Consider the following 20,521-nt stretch of genomic DNA (forward strand, 5'->3'; position numbering starts at 1 on the left):
GCCCACCTCCCTGTCACCTGCTGTCACTCGTGAGCGCATCGGAGCGCGCGGCGCGTCCGGCCTCCAAACGGGCGACCGGGACGCGGAACGGCGAGCAGGAGACGTAGTCCAGGCCGGCCGCGTGGAAGAAGTGGACGGAGTCCGGATCCCCGCCGTGCTCGCCGCAGACGCCGATCTTCAGGCCGGGGCGCGCGGCGCGGCCCTCGTCGACCGCGATGCGGACCAGTCGGCCCACTCCGTCGCGGTCGAGGGTCTCGAAGGGGGAGGCGGCGAAGACGCCCTTGTCGAGATAGGCGGAGAAGAAGGCCGCCTCGACGTCGTCTCTGGAGAAGCCCCAGGTGGTCTGGGTGAGGTCGTTGGTGCCGAAGGAGAAGAACTCCGCCTCCTGGGCGATCCGGCCGGCCGTGAGCGCGGCCCGGGGCAGCTCGATCATGGTGCCGACCGGGCAGTGCACGGGGACGCCGGACTCCTTGGAGACCTCGGCGAGGACGCGTTCCACCTCCTCGCGCTCGATGCGCAGTTCCTCGACGGCTCCGACCAGCGGCACCATGATCTCCGCCTCGGGGGAGCCTCCGGCCCTCGTCCGCTCCACGACCGCCTCGGCGATCGCCCGCACCTGCATGGCGACCAGTCCCGGGACCACCAGGCCCAGACGCACGCCGCGCAGGCCGAGCATCGGGTTCTCCTCGTGCATGCGGTTGACGGCTTCGAGCAGCTCGGTGTCGTGCCGGTCGGGTACAGAGCCCCGGGCCTCGGCGGTGGCGATGCGCACGGCGAGGTCGGTGCGGTCGGGCAGGAACTCGTGCAGGGGCGGGTCGATGAGCCGGATGGTGACCGGCAGACCGTCCATCGCCTCCAGAATGCCGACGAAGTCCCGCCGCTGGAGCGGCAGCAACGCGCCCAGCGCCTTCTCGCGCTCGGTCTCGTCGCGGGCCAGGATCATCGCCTCGACCAGCTTGCGGCGCTCGCCGAGGAACATGTGCTCGGTGCGGCACAGTCCGACGCCCTGTGCGCCGAACCGCCGGGCGCGGGCGGCGTCCTCAGGGGTGTCGGCGTTCGCCCGCACCTCGAGCCGCCGGGCGCCGTCGGCCCGTTCCATGGCCCGCGCCACGGCCTCGACCAGCCCTGCGGACCGCTCGCCCGTCTCGAAATAGCGCATCACCGCGGAGTCGACCAGTGGGGCGGCGCCCAGGTACACGGCGCCCTCGGAGCCGTCGACGGAGACGACCGTGCCCTCCTCGACGGTCGTGTCGCCCACGGTGAAGCGACGCGCCGCGGTGTCCACGGTGAGTTCCTCGGCGCCGCACACGCACACCGTGCCCATGCCGCGGGCGACCACGGCCGCGTGACTGGTCTTGCCGCCGCGGCTGGTGAGGACCGCCTGTGCGGCGATCATGCCCGGCAGGTCGTCGGGGGTGGTCTCCTGGCGGACGAGGACGACCTTCTCGCCGGCGGCGGCCCGGCGGACCGCTTCGGCCGAGTCGAACACCGCGGCGCCCACGGCCGCGCCCGGCGAGGCCGGGAGGCCGTGCGCGAGCGCCTCGCCGACGGCCGAGGTGTCGAACCGGGGGAACATCAGCCGGGCCAGGCCGTCCCCGCTGACGCGGGCCAGAGCCTCGTCGGGGGTGATCAGGGACTCGTCCACCAGTTCGGCGGCGATCGCGAAGGCCGCCTCGGCGGTGCGCTTGCCCACCCGGGTCTGGAGCATCCACAGCCGGCCGCGCTCGATGGTGAACTCGATGTCGCACAGATCCCGGTAGTGGCCTTCCAACGTCCGCAGATGGCCGCGCAGCTGCTCGTACGAGACCGGATCCAGCTCCGCCAGCGCGGTCAGCGGGACGGTGTTGCGGATCCCGGCGACGACGTCCTCGCCCTGTGCGTTCGCCAGGTAGTCGCCGTAGAGGCCGGGCCGCCCGGTGGCCGGGTCGCGGGTGAAGGCGACTCCGCTGCCGGAGTCGGACCCGAGATTGCCGAAGACCATGGTCTGCACATTGACGGCGGTGCCCAGGTCGTCCGGGATGTGCTCGCGGCGGCGGTACAGCCGGGCGCGTTCGCCCTTCCAGGACTCGAAGACGGCCAGGACCGCCCGGCGCAGCTGCTCGGCCGGGGACTGCGGGAAGTCCTCGCCGGTCTCCCGCCGGATCAGCCCCTTGTAGGTCCCGACGAGCCCGGCCAGGTCCGCCGCGTTCAGGCCCAGGTCGTTCGCCGCGCCCCGGACGCGCTTGAGGTCGGCCAGGGCGTTCTCGAACACGGAGCCGTCGACGCCCATGACGGTGCTGCCGAACATCTGTATGAGACGTCGGTAGGAGTCCCAGGCGAAGCGTTCGTTCCCGGAGACCTTCGCCAGGCCGAGGACGGAGTCGTCGTCGAGGCCGATGTCGAGGATCGTCTCCATCATGCCGGGCATGGAGAACCGCGCCCCGGAGCGGACGGACAGCAGCAGCGGGTCGTCGGGCTGCCCCAGCCGCCGTCCCGCGGCCTGCTCCAGGGCGGCGAGGTGTTCGGAGATCTCCCGGGCCAGCGTGTCCGGCGCGGCGCCGGTGGCGAGGAAGGCCCGGCAGGCCCGGGTGGTCACGGTGAAGCCCGGCGGGACCGGCAGGCCCATCCGGGTCATCTCGGCCAGGTTCGCGCCCTTGCCGCCGAGCAGGTCGGCCAGGTCACGGCCGCCTTCCGCGAAGTCGTACACGTAACGGACCATGACGTCGCTCTCCTCCGTCGGGCTTCGGGCCGGGTACGTCTCCAGCGTCCGGCCGCCGGGACCGGAAGGGGCAGGTGCTGTCGGTCCCCTTCATGGGGCCGGTCGGCCCAGGCAGGTCCGTCCCTTGCCCGGAGGCGGTGCCCTACGTTGTCCGTGGTGGGGGCGGCGGCGTGCACGGGGCGGCGGTGCAGGCCAGGCCCGCCGTCGGCTGGATCGGAGGCGCCGAGGCCATCGCCGGGCACTCGGCCTGATCCGGTACCGCATCCCGCGGCCGACCACTACCGTGACACATGATCGGACCAGTGGGCGTCCGTGTGTTGTGGGGACCTGGAGGAGTACCGGTGGGAAGCCCCGAGGAGGCTCGCGTACGGCTGCCGCAGCTGAGGCTGGACGAGCTGTTGGAGGAGCTTCAGGCGCGTCTGGACGCGGCCCGCGGCACGCGGGACCGGGTGCACAGCCTGCTGGAGGCGGTGCTGTCGGTCGGCCGGGAGCTGGATCTGGAGCAGGCCCTGTTCAGCATCGTGGAGGCCGCCGCGGTGCTGGTCGACGCGGAGTACGCGGCGCTCGGCGTGATCGGTCCGGACGGCAAGCGGCTGTCGGCTTTTCATACGATCGGGGTCAGCGAGGAGCAGATCGCCCGGATCGGCCCGTATCCGGAGGGCCACGGCATCCTCGGGGAGCTGATCCACCATCCCGAGCCGTTGCGCCTGGCGAAGATCTCCGAGCACCCGGCCTCGTACGGATTCCCGGCGCACCACCCGCCGATGAACACCTTCCTCGGCGTCCCGATCCGGGTGCGCGAGCAGGTCTTCGGCAACCTCTACCTGACCGAGAAGCGGGGCGGCGGTCAGTTCGACGAGGAAGACGTCTCGGTCACGCTCACGCTGGCCGTGGCGGCCGGCGTCGCCATCGACAACGCGCGTCTGTACGAGGAGTCCCGGCTGCGGGAACGCTGGCTGGAGGCGAACGCGGACATCACCCACAGCCTGATGTCCGGTGGCGACCGTGCCGAGGTCCTCGCTCTGATCGCCGAGCGGGCCCGCGAGATCACCGGATCCGCGCTGGCGGCGGTCGCGCTGCCCATGGCGGACACCGGATCGCTCGCCGTGGAGATCGCCGTCGGGATGGACGCCGAGGCGCACCGGGGGCTCGTCCTGTCGATGGACCGGAGCCTGATGGGACTGGCGTTCTCCGGCGAGGCCCCGGTCACCAGCGAGGACGTCACCCACGACGAGCGCATCTCGATGGAGCCTCCGCGTTTCGGGGGACTGGGCCCCGCGGTGGCCGTGCCCATCGGCACGGGCGGGGCGGGTGCGCGAGGCGTGGTCCTGCTGGCGCGGGAAGTCGGCCGGCCGGCCTTCCTCGCGACGGAGACCGAGACCCTGCAGGCCTTCGCCGGGCAGGCCGCCGTCGCCATGGAGCTGGCGGAACGCCGACAGGACGCCGAGGAGGTCGCGGTGCTCAAGGACCGCGACCGGATCGCCCGGGACCTGCACGACCTGGCGATCCAGCGGCTGTTCGCCACCGGCATGACCCTGCAGAGCGCCGGACGCTTCATCGAGCACGAAGAAGCCGCCGAGCGCGTGGTGCGCGCCGTCGACGACCTGGACGAGACCATCAAGATCATCAGATCGACGATCTTCGGCCTGCGTACCCGCGAGGGCACGGTGGAGGCGGGCCTGCGGGCGCGCGCCGTACGGGTGGTCGGGGAGGCGGCGCCGGTCCTGGGCTTCGCCCCCAGCGTGCGCATGGAGGGACTGCTGGACACCGACGTGCCGAAGGACATGGCCGACCACGTGGTGGCGGTGCTCTCCGAGGCCCTGACCAACATCGCCCGTCACGCGCGTGCCGACCGGGCCGATGTGCTCCTGGCCACGGACGGCCGGGAGGTACGGCTGTCCGTCAGCGACAACGGGGTGGGCATCCCGGACGACGGCCGCCGCAGCGGGCTGCGCAACATGGCGGAGCGCGCCGAGCAGCTGGGCGGCCGACTGGAACTGGGGAAGCCCGAGGGGGGCGGCACCGCGCTGGTGTGGCGGGTGCCTGCCCGGAAGGCGTAGGCAGGGCCAGCCCCGGCCGGTGTCAGCGGCTCTCGGGTTCTCCTGCGGGCAGGCCGCCGTCGGGCACACGGGATGCCGCCACGGTCGCGATACCGGCGCGGCATCCGCCGTAGCGGCACAACTACCGTGTGACGGTGCACTCCTGATGTGCCGGCGGCCCTGCCCCGGGGCCGATCGGCTCCTGGAGGGGGACCTCCGGCCCCTGCTGCCCCAGGCGTGTTGCTCGGACACTGGCGGTGCATCCCTGAAGGAGGTCTGCACATGCTCGCCATCACCGTCGGTCTTGACGGCTCGCCCGAAAGCCTCGCCGCCGCGGACTGGGCCGCGCGCGAAGCAGCCCAACGAGAGATACCTCTGCGTCTGCTGCACGCCGGGGACTCCCTGGGCCCTTTCTACGTGCCGTTCATGGAGGTTCCTGCGCCGGGCGTGATCGTCGCGCAGCGGGAGTGGGCGGACCGCGTGCTGCGTGAGGCGGAGTCCCGGCTCACGCAGCGGCACCCGGGTCTGCGGATCACCGTTCAGCAGGTCGGGGAGGAGGCCGTTGCGGCCTTGCTGTCCGCTGCGGAGGACACCGAACTGCTGGTCCTGGGCTCCCGGGGCCTCGGCACGATGGCGGGGTTCCTGGTCGGCTCCGTCGCTCTGGCGGTGGTGGCGCGTGCGGAGCGGCCCGTCGTGCTCGTGCGGGCCGGTGAGCGGGTCGAGGACGAGCGTCTGCCGGACGCCGCGGGCGACGGGGCGATCACCACTCCGTACCGCGACGTCGTGCTGGGGTTGGACCTGGAGAACCCGGCCGACGCCGTCGTCGAGTTCGCGTTCGAGGCCGCCCGGCTTCGCGCGGCCGGCCTGCGGGTGGTCCACGGCTGGAACCCCGCGGCCGTCTACGGCTACGGCGCCGTCCTGGACTCGGGACTCGACGCCGAACTGGCGAAGGAGGCCCGGCACGGGCTCAGCGACGTCCTGCGGCCCTGGAAGGACAAGTACCCCGGGGTGGAAGTGCGAGAGCAGTCGGTCGTCGGCGGGGCCGGCCGTCACCTCGTGCACGCCTCGCGGGACGCGGCGCTGGTCGTCGTCGGGCGGAGGAGGCGTCAGACGTTGGTCGGCGGCCGCATCGGCCCGGTGACGCACGGCGTGTTGCAGCATGCCTCCGCGCCGGTGGCGGTGGTGCCGCACGACTGACGGGCGGCGGCGGGCCGGTCCTCCGACGGCGGCGCCACAGCGGAGGCGGGGGACGACCGAAGGCCACCGCCGGGAGCCGACCGGGTCCGTCAGCGGCCCGGTCGGCTCCCGGCGGTGTGTCCCACAGTGGCCTGGGACACTTCTGCGGTGAACGAGACTTCCCGAACCGCTCTGCTCCGGCGGGGTTTCACCCTGGAATACCTCACTCTGGGCTGGAACGTGATCGGCATCGTGGTGCTCGCGGCGGCGGCGATCTCCGCCAAGTCGGTTGCCCTGGCCGGGTTCGGACTGGACTCACTGATCGAGATCGGCGCGTCCACGGTCGTTGTCTGGGAACTGTTCGGCGTCGGCGAAGCCCGTCGCCGCCGGGCGCTGCGGCTGATCGGCGCCGGCTTCGCCGCGCTCGCCCTGTACCTCGTGGCGCAGTCCACCTGGGTTCTGGCGAGCGGCTTGCGCCCGCATCCTTCGGCCTTGGGCATCGGATGGACCGCTGTGACCGCGGCCGTGATGTTCGCCCTGGCGGCGGGCAAGGCGCGTACCGGTGCCGCGCTGGACAATCCGGTACTGCAGACCGAGGGCCGCGTCACACTGGTCGACGGCCTGCTGGCCGCCGCCGTCCTGGTCGGTCTGGCCCTCAACGCCGCCCTCGGCTGGTGGTGGGCCGACCCGGTGGCGGGTTACGTGCTGGTCTGCTACGCCGTCCGCGAGGTGCGGGAGATCTTCTCGCGAGCGGTGGAGTGAGGCGGCGAGCCGCAGGGTGTCCGCGTCCCCGTGGAACACCCCTGGGCGTGCGGGGCGCCCGCTCGCAGCGCGGGGATCTTCGGGGCTCCTGACGCCACTTGACGCGCGGTCGGCACGACGGCCTGGGCGGAAAACGTGGTCACCCGCCTCCACCAGAGCCGCACCAGCCAGGCCCCGCGGGGGGTTCGGCCATCATCACGCGGCGGCAGGCGGCCTCGGCGTGAACCAGCCCGCGCACCAAGGGAAGTGCGGCCGCGCGGCCCTGCTCGGCGCCCTTCCTCCGGACGACGGCCCAGGACATTCGGCCGACACTCGCCTGCGGTGCTGTCCTCAAGCTCTCGGCAGGGCTAGGCTGTTCGAGCAGGCCCTGGTCCCCGGCAGCGATGCACTGTTCCGCTCCGGGAAGGCCCCCCGTGTTCGTCCTGCTTCTCATACTCGCCGTGTTCTTGTTCGGTTTCGGGTTCCTCAATCCCATCTGGTGGGTGGCCGCGGCGGTGTTGGTCGTCGGCTCCACTCGCTACGGCCGCGAGCGTGGTCGCGTCCGGGGCCGCGGCGGCGGTTCCGGACTCGGGGAGTACCGGGACCACGAGAACCGCCGGGAGCGTCAGGACCGATGGGATCGCCGCCACAGCCGTCAGGACCGGGCGCGCTGGAGGCGCGAGGACCGCCGGGACCGCGAACGCCACGGGTGACCGGTCGAGGTCGCCTGACATCCAGAGGTTCCGGGACGGCTTCCGCCGCGCCGGACGCGCCGAGATCGTGGAGAGGCAGACGCCATGCGACGCACAGTCGTGTTTCCGGAGGACTGGTGGGGCTTGACGGCCGAGGCCCCGGCAGAGGACCCAGCAGATCAGGACGTCGTGGCGCTGCGCGCCCGGATCGACCAGCTGCGGCGGGCGCTCGCCGGCCGCGCGGTCATCGAACAGGCCTGCGGAATGGTGATGGTCCTGGCCCCCTGCCGCCGTGGGCCGGCCGGCAACCTGCTGGTGGACATCTCACGGCAGTGCAACGCCGGACTTCCGGACGTGGCAGCGGCCCTGGTCGCCGCATGGGAGGGCGAGCCGCTCCCGCGGCGGATGCAGCACGCTCTACGGCATGCGCTGCGGCGGCTCTACGCCGCAGACCGCGGGTGCGACTCACGGCCGTCGGATGAGCCGTCCGGAAGGGGAAGGTCATGATTCACGCCGCCGATGTCCGAGAGTGGCGCAACTGCGACGTCGTCGACACCGAGGGTCACAGGATCGGTGTGCTGGAGGCGGTGTACGTGGACACCACCACCGACGAGCCGTCCATGGTCACGGTACGGACCGGACTGCCCACGCGGCGCCGTCTGGTGTTCGTCCCCGTCGAGGACGCGATCGTCGGCCCGGGCTACCTCAAGCTCGGCTATGCCAGAGCGCTGGTGAAGCAGGCTCCTTCGATCGGCACCGACGACGTGCTGCCCGCCGAGCAGGAGGAAGCGATCTTCAGACACTACGGTCTGCTCTACAAGGCCGGCGCGGCCGGCGAGAGGCAACTGGCACGCCGCTGAAGGCCATGAACACGACGGCTGCGCTCCAGCGACGAGGCGATGCGGAGCTGAGCCCGACTCATGTGACGGCGGACCGTCTCCGTGGGCGCCTCTTCCCCGGCCGTCTGCCGATCCGTGGGCCGCTACCGTCGGGGTATACCGCGATGGCTCTGCCCTGGGCCCGGATCCGTGAGAGGCACACCGAGATGAGCGAGCAGGACAACCAGGCCAGGCACCATCCCGCAGTGGTCGCGCACCACCAGAGCCGTGCCGGGGACGTCCAACTGCGGATCGCCGACGCCATCACCAAGTTCGCCGGTTCGATGCCGTTCGTCTACCTCCACGCCGTCGCTTTCGCGTTCTGGATGCTGCTCATCGAGGCAAGCCCCTGGCCCACGTTGACGCTCGTGGTGTCACTGGAGGCGATCTTCCTGTCGACGTTCGTCATGATCGGCCAGAACCGGCAGGCGGCTTTCCAGCAGATCAAGGCCGACCATGATTTCGTAGAGCAGGAGTTGGAACTCAAGACCAACACCGAGCTGACTCGCGCGATTCACGCCATGACCACGGAACTGCACCGCCGTCTGATCGAGGACGGCGCGGAACGGTAAGGGGCACGGGCGATCAGGCGAGCAGGCCGAGGAGAGGTCGGAGTGGTCGACGAAGACCCGGCGAGGCCGGACAGCTGCCGGTTGTGGGGGCGGGCGTAACTCGGTCCCGCTGATGGGCAGTACCCGACCGCTACCCGTTCGGGTCTGTCGGCACGAGGACGGAGCGCATCACTTCCTCAGCGCCGACGTCCGCCACCCCGGGAGGACCAGCCAGACCCCACGCCGGCCGAGTGCACGGCGAGGAAGGCAAGCCCGGCAAGCATGAGGCTCGTCGGGCTGAAGATCACCTCGGTCGACGTCTCGGTGACACGGATGACGAAGGCGATGACGAAGATCGCGGCGGCCACGAATGCAAGCATATGTCTACCCCTGCCGATGGACGGCGAGCCACACGTGATCCCGGTGGCTGCGCCGCTGCCTGCCGGGTTCCCCGGACTGCGCCGATCAGTCGGGTGAGTCCCGTTTCGGGGTCGGCGGCGCCACCCCGTCGCCTGACCTGCTGACGCTGTGAACGAGGCAACCGGACCGCCGCTGCCGCGAACCCCTCGGCCACACCCACAGGTCGACCCATCCGACATGGGTCGCCGTCTCGCACGAGCACCGATGTGATGGGGCATCACGTACGCCGGCCGGAACGCCGGAACGCCGGAACGCCGGTACGAAGACACGGCCTCGACTCCAGCGTCCGGCCGCCGGTGGGCGCGGCACATGGGCCGAACGTCCCCGCCAAGGGCCGATCCGCCCCTCGCGGGGGCCGTCGGCCGGTGCGACCGTGGTGGTACGTGCCCGCCCACAGGGGGAGTGACGATGGCTGTCCGGTCCGATGGGGTGCTCGCACCCGTGCTGCGGGGCATCGAGGCGGTCGTGTGCGACACGGACGGGGTGATCACCGACTCGGCGAGCGTGCACGCGGCCGCGTGGAAGACCGCCTTCGACGCCTTCCTGGTCGAACACCCGCCCGAGGCCCCCGCGCAGCGGCGCCCTTTCGACTCCGGCGACGACTATCTGCGGCACGTGGACGGGAAGTCCCGGCTCGACGGCGCCGCCGCCTTTCTGGCGTCGCGCGGCCTCGACCCGACGGGGCAGACCGTGCGTGCCGTGGCGGCGGACAAGGAGTCGCTGTTCGTCGAGCGGCTCCGCGAGCACGGCGTCGACGCGTATCCGGGGACCGTGCGGCTGGTACGCGCCCTGCGCGCGGCGGGGGTGCCCGTCGCCGCGGCCTCCGCGTCGAGGCATGCCCGCGAGCTGCTCGCCGGGGCGGGTGTGCTGGACCTCTTCGAGGCCCTGGTCGACGGTGGTGAGGCGGCCCGCCTGGGGCTCGCGGGGAAGCCGCAGCCCGACCTGTTCCTGGAAGCCGCCCGCCGGCTCGGCGTTCCGCCTGCCCGCGCCGCCGTCGTGGAGGACGCTCTGGCGGGCGTCGAAGCGGGCCGCCGCGGCGGCTTCGCCCTCGTCGTCGGCGTGGACCGGACCGCCGGTGCGGACACCCGGGACAGGCTTCTGCGGCACGGCGCCGACATCGTCGTACACGACCTCGGAGAGCTGCTGGACGGGGGAGTACGGCGGTGACGGGCTGGACGTGGGAGTACGACGGCTACGACCCGGCGGACGAGCGCCTGCGGGAGTCGCTGTGCACGCTGGGCAACGGCTACTTCGCCACCCGTGGGGCGCTGCCGGAGTGCGCCGCGGACGACGTGCACTACCCCGGCTCCTACGTGGCCGGCTGCTATGACCGGCTCACCACGGACGTGGCGGGGCGCCGGGTGGAGAACGAGGACATGGTCAACGTCCCGAACTGGCTGCCGCTCCGGTTCCGCCTCGCCGGGCGGCAGTGGCTGACCCCCGACACGGCCGAGGTGCTCGACCACCGGCTGGTGCTGCACCTGGCCTCCGGGCTGTTGGAGCGCCGGACGCGGTACGCGCTCGGCGAGGGCCGGGTGCTGGCGGTGCGCCAGCAGCGTCTCGTCGACATGGCCGACCCCCATCTGGCGGCGCTGCGCACCGAGTTCACGGCCGAGGGCTTCGCCGGGGACCTCGACGTGGAGGCGGCGCTGGACGGCGCAGTCACCAACTCCGGGGTCGCGCGCTACCGGGATCTGGACGGCCGCCACCTGACCCGGGTGCACACCGGATCCGTCGAGCCGGACACGGTGTGGCTGCGCTGCCGGACCCGCACCTCCGACGTCCGCATCGGCATGGCGGCCCGGCTGACCGCAGACGCTCCGGTCACCGACCGGCACGAGGGGTCGCGCGTCGGCCAGAGGGTGCGCCTGAGCCTGCTGCCCGGCCGTACCGCCACCGTCGACAAGACCGTCGCCCTGCACACCTCCCGTGACCCCGCCATCAGCGACCCGCTGGACGCCGCGATCGAAGGCGTGGGCGCGGCCCCCGTCTTCGACGAGCTGCTCGAAACCCATCTGACGGCCTGGGACCAGCTGTGGCGGCGGGCCGAGCTGGACGTCGCCGGGGAGGCCGGCGACATTCTGCGGCTGCACCTCTTCCACGTCCTGCAGACCCTCTCCCCGCACACGGCGGATCTGGACGTCGGCGTACCGGCCAGAGGACTGCACGGCGAGGCGTACCGCGGCCATGTCTTCTGGGACGAGCTGTTCGTACTGCCCTACCTCGACCTGCACTTTCCCGAGGTGTCCCGCGCCCTGCTCCGCTACCGTCACCGCCGCCTCGACCGGGCCTGTGCCGCGGCCCGCGCGGTGGGCCGGCGCGGTGCGCTGTACCCCTGGCAGAGCGGCAGCGACGGACGGGAGGAGACGCAGGAGTTCCACCTCAACCCCCGCTCGGGGCGCTGGCTGCCCGACCACTCACGGCTCCAGCGGCACGTCGGCTCGGCCGTGGCGTACAACGTGTGGCAGTACTACGAGGCCAGCGGCGACGCCGAGTTCCTGCACACCGAGGGCGCGGAGATGCTGCTGCAGATCGCCCGATTCTGGGCGGACTCGGCCGCCTGGGACGAGCGACTGGGCCGGCACCGCATCCGGGGCGTGATGGGACCCGACGAGTACCACGACGGCTATCCCGATGCGCAGCAGCCCGGTCTCGACGACAACGCCTACACCAACGTCACCGCCGCCTGGGTGCTCACCCGCACTCTGGAAGTGCTGCGGACCCTGCCGGAACCCCGGCGGCGCGAACTCGCCGAGCGCACCGGCCTGGACGACGGCGAGCTCGAACAGTGGGAGGACGTCTCGCGCACCCTCCACGTCCCCTTCCACGACGGAGTCATCAGCCAGTTCGAGGGCTACGGCGACCTGGCCGAACTCGACTGGGAGAGCTACCGGCGCCGGTACGGCGACATCCGGCGCCTGGACCGGATCCTCGAGGCGGAGGGAGACACCGTCAACCGCTACAAGGCGTCCAAGCAGGCCGACGTCCTCATGCTCGGCTACCTCTTCTCACCGTACGAACTCCGGGGCCTCTTCGAGCGGTTGGGTCACCGCCTGGACGATGACGGCTGGCGCCGGACGGTCGACCACTACCTCCTGCGCACCAGCCACGGCTCCACCCTCAGCGGCCTCGTCCACGGCTGGGTCCTGGCCCGTGCCCGGCGCGCCGAGGCATGGACGTACTGCCAGGAGGCCCTGCGCGGCGACATCGCCGATCTCCAGGGCGGCACCACCGGCGAGGGCATCCACCTGGGCGCCATGGCCGGCACGCTCGACCTCGTCCAGCGGGGACTGACCGGGCTGGAGACCCGCGCCGACGCGCTGTGGCTCGATCCGGTGCCGCTGCCGGAGCTGTCGGCGTACGGCTTCTCCCTCCGCTACCAGGGACACTGGGGCGTGCGCCTTCGCCTGGAGCGCGGCGGGCTCGAGGTGACGGTGCCGCCGTCCGACCGCGCGCCGATCGACATCCGGCTGCCGGACCGAAGGGTCCGCATGCGGCCGGGGGACAGCTGCCACCTCCTCCTTCCGGACTGAGGGGGCGTCCCGGAGAGGGGGCAGGACGGCCCCCGGTGGGGACCGGACAGCCTCTCGGGCGGCATCCTCACCAAGCTGATGGCCGACGCCGTGAACCGTTCCATCGCCTACGCGTCTGCTCCGCCCGACGGAGGCCGCCCGGGCTCATGGGAGGGCTCACACGATGTCGAGTACCTCGTGCACGGGGCGGCGCGGTGTGCCGGGGACCGGGGGGCCGTATCCGAGCCGGAACACCATCTGGATGAATCCCATGGCCGACTGTGGGTCGCGCACGGTCCAGCGGAGTTCGGGCCATTCGAGGGCCTGGGAGGTGAGTGAGGTGGCGAGCCCGTCGAGGGTGGCCTGGAGCAGGACGCGCTCCATGGCCTGGCCCGCCAGCAGCCAGTCCCTCGGCAGGTCGCGCACGGTGCCCAGTACGGCGAGCTGAGGCGCGTTCTCGAACGCGGCGGCCTCACGGCCGGGAACGGTGCGCCTGCCGGCGAAGTCACGCACGGGCGCCCTGCCGGAGCGCCGGCGAGGGCCGAAGGCGTACTCCGGTACCCCGTCGCTCGCCGTCTCCGCTGCTCCCGTGCCGTCACGGGTCCACTGCCTCAGCTCCTCGTAGGCGGCGGCGTCCATGGCGTCGCGCCCCTCGGCGTCGTGCACCAGATCCAGCAGCGTCCGCACATGCCAGGCGTCCGGGAAGACCAGCCGCGCCCCTTCCAGGAGAGCGGCGGCGCTCAACGCATCCTTGATGGCCTGGGGTATCGCCTCGTCGGTGAACGGCTGACGGCTGGTGCGGCGGCGTTGGATGGCCGGATACAGAGGCGTGAGGTCCATTTCGAGATCGTTCCCGGGAAGCGCTGGGCTGGTCAGCCGCACGACCGCGAGCAGGCGCGGGTCCGCGGGGTCGGGCAGCAGCTCGGCGGCCGCCGCCCAGCCCGCGTGGGCGGCGGCCACGCGCAGGTTGAACAGGGCGGCGGCGCAGCCCAGGTGAAGACCGCGGGTGGTGGGGTCGGCCTGAGGCATGGCGCGCTCGAGGTCCGAGTACACCTGGAAGGTGCTGTCACCGCGCAGGAATCGGAATCTCCACGGCTGCGCGTTGTGCATGGACGGAGCCGCAGAGGCGTCTTCGACCAAGGCTGTCACGGTCGTCGTGTCGAGTTCACGTACGGACATCGGACCTACCTCCCTCCAGGGCCGAGCGGCCATTCGCGGAAGGGCGATTCCCGTCCCCTCCACTATTCCACCCCGGTCCCGAGCGTGTGCGGTCGTGGCCGCGGTCCCAGGCAGGCGACCGCGGAACCTGGAGTGTGCGGTGACGGCGCCCCGGATCCGGCACGGTACGGGTCCCCGATCAGCTCTTGCCGAGCTGTGGGCCGCCGCCGGTACGCAGGACGGTCAGGCGGCGACGGTATTCGTCGTCGTCGATCTCTCCGCGGGCGAAGCGTTCGGCGAGGAGTTGCTCGGCGGCGGGCCCGCGCTGCGCGGGGCTGGTCGACGCTCCCGAGTCAGCCGACCGGGACAAGGCCCGGAACAACAGGACGCCGATGACGATGAGGAGAGCCCAGAAGAAGATCATGCCGACCGACATGACGAACCAGCCCCACCCACTCGGATCATGGCCGTACCAGAGCATCACGGTCACCCACTTCCTCGCGGCGACCGGACTCGGCCCTCACGCCTGTGGTCTCGGTGCGCCACTCCCACAGTCGCACCCGGCCACGTGCCCGTCATGGGCCGAAGAGCCCAAACCCGCCGGGGCGTCGGTCCCTGAATCTGCGGGACCGACGGACGCACGGGTCGGGGCAAGGCCGTCATCAGGCCCCCCGTTCGATGCCGATCCGCGGACGCTCGTGGAGGGTCTTGCGTCGTCCGACGGCGAGCACGTCCGACGGCGAGCACGTCGGCACCCTCGGCACTCTGGGCGGCCTTCACGACGGCCCTGGCGGGGCTCTCCAGACGGGCGGTGTCCGTCACGGCCACGCCGGGGAACTTCTCGCGCCAGGGGCGCAGGGCCTCGTGGAGACCTTTCCGTGCATCATCCGCGATCTCCCGGGTCACACCGTGGCCCGCGCCTCAGGGGTGTACGCGTGCAGCGGGAGGCTGCGGCCGTGGACGGCGTGCAGGGGCACGCCCCGGGCGGCGGCGGTGGTGAAGGCGAAGGCGAATTCGAGCAGGTCATCGCATGGGTCGTGGAGTCTCAGCGCCACTACTACGCCATCCGGCGTAGTAGTGGCGGGCTGCGGCTCCTTCCGAGGGCCGGTGGGCGCGCAGCCGACGGGACAGCGGTGCGTCGCGCCGGCTCGCTGACCCGGACCGGACCGTTGGGCATGGCTGTCGCGGAGCTCCGGGCGATCAACTCCAGCCCTGCTCAGGTGGCCAGTCCGGCGCGGCGTGACCCGGCCTCCGGCGCCGTGGAGGAGTCGTCGACGCGGTGGAGCAGCTCCGCGGAGACATCGACCACGCCATCCACGCCTTGGCACAGGCGTACGACGACCGGGATGAGGGACTTGCGCTCGACGGTGCCCTTCAGCGACACCCGCCCACCGACGACCCGCACGGTGATCGCGCCGGGGGTCATCCCGAGGGTGCGCAGAAGTACCTCTCCGGAGATCTCCTCCCGGATGGCGCTGTCGCCGCGCAGGAAGACGCGGAGCAGGTCGGCCCTGCTGATCATGCCGATCAGCCTGTCGGCTTCGTCGACGACCGGCAGCCGTTTGACACGGTGGCGCTCCATGACCTGAGCGGCCTCCACCGCCGTCCACTGCGGCCTTGCGGTCACGGCCGGGCTGTTCATCAGCCCCCCGGCGGTCGTGGCCTCCGCTTTCGTACGGGTGCCGGGCGCGGTGTGCAGGACCGGCAGCAGACCTGCCGGGTCCAGCTGGGCGGCCTCCTTGCGCAGCAGGTCCGCTTCGGAGACCACGCCCACGACCCGCTCGTCGTCCTCCACGACCGGTACGGCCGTGATGTCGTACTCGGCGAGCAGTTTGGCGATCTCCTTGAAGGAGGTGTCCCGGCCCACCCGGACGACCGATGTGGTCATGAGGTCGCTCACCGTCCGGTGCCACATGGCTCCCGCCTCCTCTTGTCGCGTGCGTTCCTCCTTCTACTGTCCGCCCGGTGCACAGGAGGCGCATGAGCCGGTCGGTCCCCACCGGGCCGGGTCGATGGGGCCGGACGGCTCTGAGACGCCGTGCGGGTCTCGGTCCCGGCTGGCCGAGGACGGCGCTGCCCGGCCGGCTCCTCTGATCGAGCCGGACTGGGGCAAGCGGTACGGGCGGAAGGCCGACAGCGGCGAGCTGCCGGGCGGGAAGGCTGTGGTGACCGGACGGACCGAGCAGGGCGGCCTTGACCGACCTGACTGGTAGTCGGGTCGGGCCGGTTGGATCGCCGTTGAGATAGCGGCGGGCGGCGGTGACGAACGCCGGCCTCGGGACTGGTGGGCTCGCATGTTCAGGTGTGGCGTATTCGCGGCCGAGCCCAGATGGGGCTCGCGCTGAGCGATCGGAGCGAGCTCGGCGGCACCCGGCAGTCTGCTGGTCGGCGATTGACATGATGGGCAACGGCAAGTCTCGGATGTCTCTAGAGGAGCGACTATGGCGTTCAAGACCGGAGTCGCCGAACGGGACGAGTGGTCCTATTCGCCGGCTGTCGGCGTTGGACCGCTCCGGTTCGGTATGACCGTCGACGAAGTGGTCGAGGCGGCTGAGATACTCGGCCAGACGAAGGTCAGCGATTGTGCTCGGGACCACGCGATCTTCTCGCCGTCCTGGAAGGTCGAAGTCCACCGTCGTGGGGTGGTTCCTTCACCGCCTGCCGTCACGGCCTATGTGAGCCAAGTCGTGGGGCTGTTCTGCATCGCTGCCGACGCCGTGCACGGTCCCCAGGTCGCACACGACGGACTCCCGCTGGTCGGGAGGATCCTGTCGGAGCTGGAGAGCGACGTAATCGCGTATGCCGAGGCAACGGACGTGCGCTTTCGCTACACGCCCGAGGGCTACGCAGGACCGGATGATTCCGGGGTCGTGATGCGCGGGCAACCGGTCGGGCAGGTCCTCCGGTCGCGTCCGTTGTTCATGGTGACGCGCGACGGCGCGAACACTGAGTGGGACTCGATGCCCTCCGAGGAGTACCGCTTCAACGGCCAGTCCACGGCCTGACGTGGTGTGACTCATGACGTGGGGTGGAGGAGATACGCCCGAATGCGCCAGCTCACCGGACGAGGCCGCGTTCGGGGCGCCCGTTAATACACGAAGGCGAGTTCCTTGATCACATCCGTCGCTGTGTTGTCCGCTTCATGGAGACGGGCGCAACCGGCGACCTGTGGCGATCACTGGCTGTGGTCGCGAGGGGCGTATCGGCTCCAGGTTCCGCCGGCCTCCGTGACGAGGTGCGCGCGTACCCGATCCGGATCGGCTTGGCCGTCACGGCAGCCGGCGCCATCTCGACGGGCGGACCGGGCTTCCACGGCCGACCCGGGCCGCGGTCCTCCAGCACGAGGACGTCGAGTTCCTCGCGGAGCGCGGAGCGCGGAGCGCGGAGCGCGGGGACGAGGTTGGAGCAGGCGGTGTGGTACATGGTCGCGGTCTTCCCGCCGCGGGTGCGGCAGGCACTGCCGGCCGGGGCGTCACATTTCGGACGGTCGTTTCGTTCTACCGCGTTTGCGGCTTGATCGGGCGTCAGGTCCACCCCGGCAGTCCGTCAGAACTGTGTCGCACAACGTCCCGGCTCTGAGAGGACTTCTGCACTTCTGCCAATGGCGACCTGCGGAAACGTGATCACCTTCGGGGCTCTCGCAGAACTCTCGCAACCGGTCATTTATGAGAGATCGCCTGAGAGGGCCTCAGCGATAGATGCCAGCGCATCATCGCGCTGAAGGGGATGCCGGCTGGCGATGCGCCGGGCAGCTTCTGGGTCGATGGTTGCGACCAACTTGAGAACCCGTTGCGGAAAGGATCGTGAACGGAAGTCGTCGGTGCTGGTTTCCAGCTCGTCGGTGAGGCGGATGGCGAAAATGACGGCGGTGCCGGGCGCGACTGTCAGGAGATGCTTGGTGATGGTTTCCCACGCGCCTTCCCGCTCGTAGGTATCGTCGATGGTTTCGGCGATGCGGAACGCCGCATCCAGGCCAACGGTGGCTGCGCCGGCAGCCGCAGCAGCCAGCAGGCGGTTCTGGCCGAACAGGGAAGACTTGAAGCCGCGTGCGAGTCGGGTGCCCGCAGCCGGGTTGCACGCGGCCGCTGCGGTGATGACCTCCTCTAGTAGCTTCTCTTCGTACAGTGGGATGGGGACGTTTTCGATCAGGTGTGTGGCGGCGGCCGGGTCGATCGAGGCAAGCACGTTCGCCACGTACAGAAGTTCGGTGCTCCGCGTTTGGCGGTGGGGTATTCGGCGGGCTGCATCTGCTGCCTCGCTGAGCACCGCCCGGGCACAGCCCGGGTCAGAGCCCATCTTCACCATGGCGGCTGCGATGTCCGCCCGGAAACGCGGCACCGGGTGCAGGCGATCGTCAGCGGCAGCATCACATAGCAGAGCGTGTGCCCGATCGGATTCGGAGGCGGGGAGAGCGAGCGCTACGTCGTACAGCGCTCTGGCGCGTGCCCAGCCGGTCATAGCGCGGGCTCGTTGCTCTGCTGCGGCTGGGTCGTGTCCGGCGAGCAGGCGGCAGGCTTCCATGTGAAACTCCGGGCCGCACTCATCCAACGCGTCTTCGGCGGCGATGTGTGCGGCGGCCCATGGGCTGTTGCGCATCGATTGCCCAATTGCGGATTGGGCTTCGCTGCGCGCCCTGCTGTTGCCGATGGATGCCGCAATGCGCCGGGCGTTGGGGTAGTCGGTAAGGGCGACGACTCTGGCGATGTTGATTAGAGCTGTGTCCCGTTGCCCGCCATCGAGCGTGTTCGCGAGCGCTTCGGCTGCGGCGGGTTCTGTTTCGGCTGCGACCTCTGCGATCAGCGCTATCGGCTGCCTGGAAGCCGGGCGGATCATGCGGGCCACCCGCACCCCGGCGGCCAGGTCGACCGACGCCAGCGCCACAGCGATGTGCTGCACGGCCGGCAAGCTTGCCCGGCGTGTTCGGGCGCGTGCGATTGTCCTGCTCAGGGGCGGACCTGTGACCAGCGCCTCGGCAAGCTGCCACCCTTCTCGGGTGCTGTCCCGGCCCGTCAAGGCGCGGGCGACCGACTCGCTCAGTACCGGGTGCGCTGAGGCCAGTGCCCGGATGACTCGATGCCGCGCAAACTCCCTCTTGTAAGGCATCGCGATGTCACCGACAACCGCATACGCCCTGTCAGGATCAAGCACGGCCCACACCTCGGCGATGTCACCCAAAGTGTTGTCGTGCCACTCGGAGAGTGTGCCGACGGAGTCACGGCGCATGCTTTCGCGGACGATTCGTTCGGCGCCCGCGAGGAGAGCGGCCGCATAGCCGGGGTCGTCTGCGGCCAGCGCCCGGGCGATCGGCACAAGGTCGAAGGCGTTGGCGAAACTGGAGATCCTGGTACGAGCAGACCGTTCCGCCTCCGTCAACAGTGCCTTGGCTGCGACGGGATCAGACTCAGCCACAACCTTGGCGATCTTGACGAGGGGCTGAGCTCGCTTTTGCCCGTCTTCGATTGCCCGGGCGACGCTGAGGGCTTCTGCCACGTCGATCCGCGTGCGCCTCGCGGTGTGTGCAGCAGGCTTTGTGAGGGCGGGATTGCGCAGCCGAGCTGCCGCAGCTGCCGCGCTGGGCCGCCGACGCGGGTCTTTCGAGAGCATCGAGGCGATGAGGGCGTCCCATTCACGTGGGGCGTCGGATCGCAATGAGCTCACCTGTGGGGCCGGAGCGCCCGCATGCATGGCGTAGAAAGCCACAGGGTCCTGCGCAGGGAACACCAGACGGCCGGTCAGGAGATGAAAGAGCGTGGCGCCGAGCGCATAGACGTCGGCGGCGGCGTCGACCGGCTTGCCCTGGAGCTGTTCGGGCGGCATGTACGCCGGCGTGCCGATCGCAACCCCTGACCGGGTTACTTCTTGCTCCGTAGAGGCCTGTCGGAGACGTGCGATTCCAAAGTCGCAGACCTTCACCGTGTTGTCGGCGAGGACCATGAGATTCGCGGGCTTGATATCGCGGTGCACGATCTCTGCGTCGTGCGCTGCCGCGAGTGCATCGGCGGCCTGCGCGCCGTATTGCGCTACCAGCGGCAGCGGTATTCCGCGCGCAAGGTGGTTTTCCAGCACTGTTCGCAGGTCGCTACCGTCGAGGAGTTCGAGTACCAGGAACGGCGTGCCGGAATGCTCTCCCACATCGTAGACGGCTGCGATATTTCGGTGGGCGAGCTTCGCCATCGCGCGGCCCTCGCGGTGGAACCGAACCAGTATTTCTCGTGCCTGGCCGAGATCCGCCGACAGATCAACCCGCAGCAACTTAACCGCGACCTGCCGCCTCAGTTGCAGATCTTCAGCCCGCCACACCTGCCCCATTCCACCGCGGCCGAGTAACTCCTCAAGCCGGTACCGACCTGCCAGTTCCGTGCCCTGTTCCATCCACTCCCCCTCGCCTGCACAGAAGATGTTCCCGTGATGCAGTGACGACGAACGGCACTGCGCGGTTCGTCAGCAGGGCGCCCTCAGCCGCGGCCGTGGACCGCCGCTCCGTGGCGCGCCGGGTCTGGCTTCCCTCAGTCGCCCTCTTCGGCTTCGGCTTCGGCTTCGGCTTCGGCTTCGGTGTCGGTGTCGGTGTCGGTGTCGGCGGCGGGGTTGCAGGGAGCGCAGGGCGCCGCCGGCCGGGGCGGAGGCGTGGAGGCAGTAGCGGCCCAGCACGTTGAGGT

General features: G+C 70.9%; 16 protein-coding genes and 1 pseudogene. 10 read left to right on the forward strand and 7 right to left on the reverse strand.

The genetic code is table 11. The features are described from left to right. Positions 1-13 precede the first annotated feature (13 nt). Positions 14-2,698, reverse strand: coding sequence for a pyruvate, phosphate dikinase (gene ppdK / locus OG562_RS44990; protein ID WP_266408623.1), 2,685 nt, complete (start codon positions 2,696-2,698; stop codon positions 14-16). Between the two features lie 341 nt (positions 2,699-3,039). Between ppdK and OG562_RS44995 the strand changes: the two genes are divergently transcribed. The 7 genes from OG562_RS44995 to OG562_RS45025 all read left to right on the forward strand — a co-directional run bounded on the left by OG562_RS44995 (position 3,040) and on the right by OG562_RS45025 (position 8,796). Continuing rightward, on the forward strand, positions 3,040-4,758 hold the full coding sequence (locus OG562_RS44995; protein WP_266408624.1) for a GAF domain-containing sensor histidine kinase: 1,719 nt from the start codon (positions 3,040-3,042) through the stop codon (positions 4,756-4,758). A 261-nt stretch (positions 4,759-5,019) separates the two neighbouring features. After that, positions 5,020-5,934: a universal stress protein gene (locus OG562_RS45000; protein WP_266408625.1), complete on the forward strand. Its 915-nt coding sequence runs from the start codon at positions 5,020-5,022 to the stop codon at positions 5,932-5,934. A gap of 147 nt (positions 5,935-6,081) precedes the next feature. Further along, positions 6,082-6,675, forward strand: a complete 594-nt coding sequence (locus OG562_RS45005) for a cation transporter (RefSeq protein ID WP_266408626.1) — start codon at positions 6,082-6,084, stop codon at positions 6,673-6,675. A gap of 413 nt (positions 6,676-7,088) precedes the next feature. Next, positions 7,089-7,367 (forward strand): hypothetical protein, encoded by a 279-nt coding sequence (locus OG562_RS45010; protein ID WP_266408628.1) that lies wholly within the window; start codon positions 7,089-7,091, stop codon positions 7,365-7,367. Positions 7,368-7,451: 84 nt separating this feature from the next. After that, positions 7,452-7,853, forward strand: coding sequence for an ANTAR domain-containing protein (locus OG562_RS45015; protein WP_266408630.1), 402 nt, complete (start codon positions 7,452-7,454; stop codon positions 7,851-7,853). Beyond that, on the forward strand, positions 7,850-8,206 hold the full coding sequence (locus OG562_RS45020; RefSeq protein WP_266408632.1) for a PRC-barrel domain-containing protein: 357 nt from the start codon (positions 7,850-7,852) through the stop codon (positions 8,204-8,206). The genes OG562_RS45015 and OG562_RS45020 overlap by 4 nt, the downstream gene beginning before the upstream one ends. A 143-nt stretch (positions 8,207-8,349) precedes the next feature. Next, the gene (locus tag OG562_RS45025) at positions 8,350-8,796 is read left to right on the forward strand and encodes a DUF1003 domain-containing protein (protein ID WP_266408634.1); all 447 of its coding nucleotides are present in this window, start codon (positions 8,350-8,352) and stop codon (positions 8,794-8,796) included. Between the two features lie 176 nt (positions 8,797-8,972). On the opposite strand, the gene OG562_RS45030 is transcribed toward OG562_RS45025, so the two are convergent. Continuing rightward, positions 8,973-9,155, reverse strand: coding sequence for a hypothetical protein (locus OG562_RS45030; protein WP_266408637.1), 183 nt, complete (start codon positions 9,153-9,155; stop codon positions 8,973-8,975). Positions 9,156-9,603: 448 nt separating this feature from the next. Here OG562_RS45030 and OG562_RS45035 point away from each other — a divergent pair, with 448 nt between their 5' ends. Continuing rightward, complete coding sequence (locus tag OG562_RS45035; RefSeq protein WP_266408640.1) at positions 9,604-10,362, forward strand: HAD family phosphatase; 759 nt, start codon at positions 9,604-9,606, stop codon at positions 10,360-10,362. Continuing rightward, on the forward strand, positions 10,359-12,728 hold the full coding sequence (locus OG562_RS45040; protein ID WP_266408642.1) for a glycoside hydrolase family 65 protein: 2,370 nt from the start codon (positions 10,359-10,361) through the stop codon (positions 12,726-12,728). The genes OG562_RS45035 and OG562_RS45040 overlap by 4 nt, the downstream gene beginning before the upstream one ends. 156 nt (positions 12,729-12,884) lie before the next feature. On the opposite strand, the gene OG562_RS45045 is transcribed toward OG562_RS45040, so the two are convergent. The 4 genes and pseudogenes from OG562_RS45045 to OG562_RS45060 form a co-directional block, all read right to left on the reverse strand. After that, entirely contained in the window at positions 12,885-13,886 is a 1,002-nt protein-coding gene (locus OG562_RS45045) for a nitroreductase family protein (protein ID WP_266408645.1), read from the reverse strand. Between the two features lie 178 nt (positions 13,887-14,064). Continuing rightward, a complete protein-coding gene (locus tag OG562_RS45050; protein ID WP_266409857.1) occupies positions 14,065-14,346 on the reverse strand; it encodes an SHOCT domain-containing protein in 282 nt (93 codons plus the stop codon). 248 nt (positions 14,347-14,594) lie between these two features. Then, positions 14,595-14,929, reverse strand: a pseudogene (locus OG562_RS45055) (universal stress protein); the annotation flags it as partial. A gap of 152 nt (positions 14,930-15,081) precedes the next feature. Then, entirely contained in the window at positions 15,082-15,780 is a 699-nt protein-coding gene (locus OG562_RS45060) for a CBS domain-containing protein (protein ID WP_266408647.1), read from the reverse strand. A 526-nt stretch (positions 15,781-16,306) separates the two neighbouring features. Between OG562_RS45060 and OG562_RS45065 the strand changes: the two genes are divergently transcribed. Then, positions 16,307-16,870: a hypothetical protein gene (locus OG562_RS45065; RefSeq protein ID WP_266408650.1), complete on the forward strand. Its 564-nt coding sequence runs from the start codon at positions 16,307-16,309 to the stop codon at positions 16,868-16,870. A gap of 658 nt (positions 16,871-17,528) precedes the next feature. Here OG562_RS45065 and OG562_RS45070 read toward each other — a convergent pair. Beyond that, positions 17,529-20,237 carry a serine/threonine-protein kinase gene (locus OG562_RS45070; protein ID WP_266408652.1) on the reverse strand — a complete coding sequence of 903 codons (2,709 nt, stop codon included), beginning with the start codon at positions 20,235-20,237 and terminating at the stop codon, positions 17,529-17,531. Positions 20,238-20,521: the final 284 nt, after the last annotated feature.

Origin of the sequence: Streptomyces sp. NBC_01275, assembly GCF_026340655.1 — a bacterium.
Taxonomy (GTDB): Bacteria; Actinomycetota; Actinomycetes; order Streptomycetales; family Streptomycetaceae; genus Streptomyces.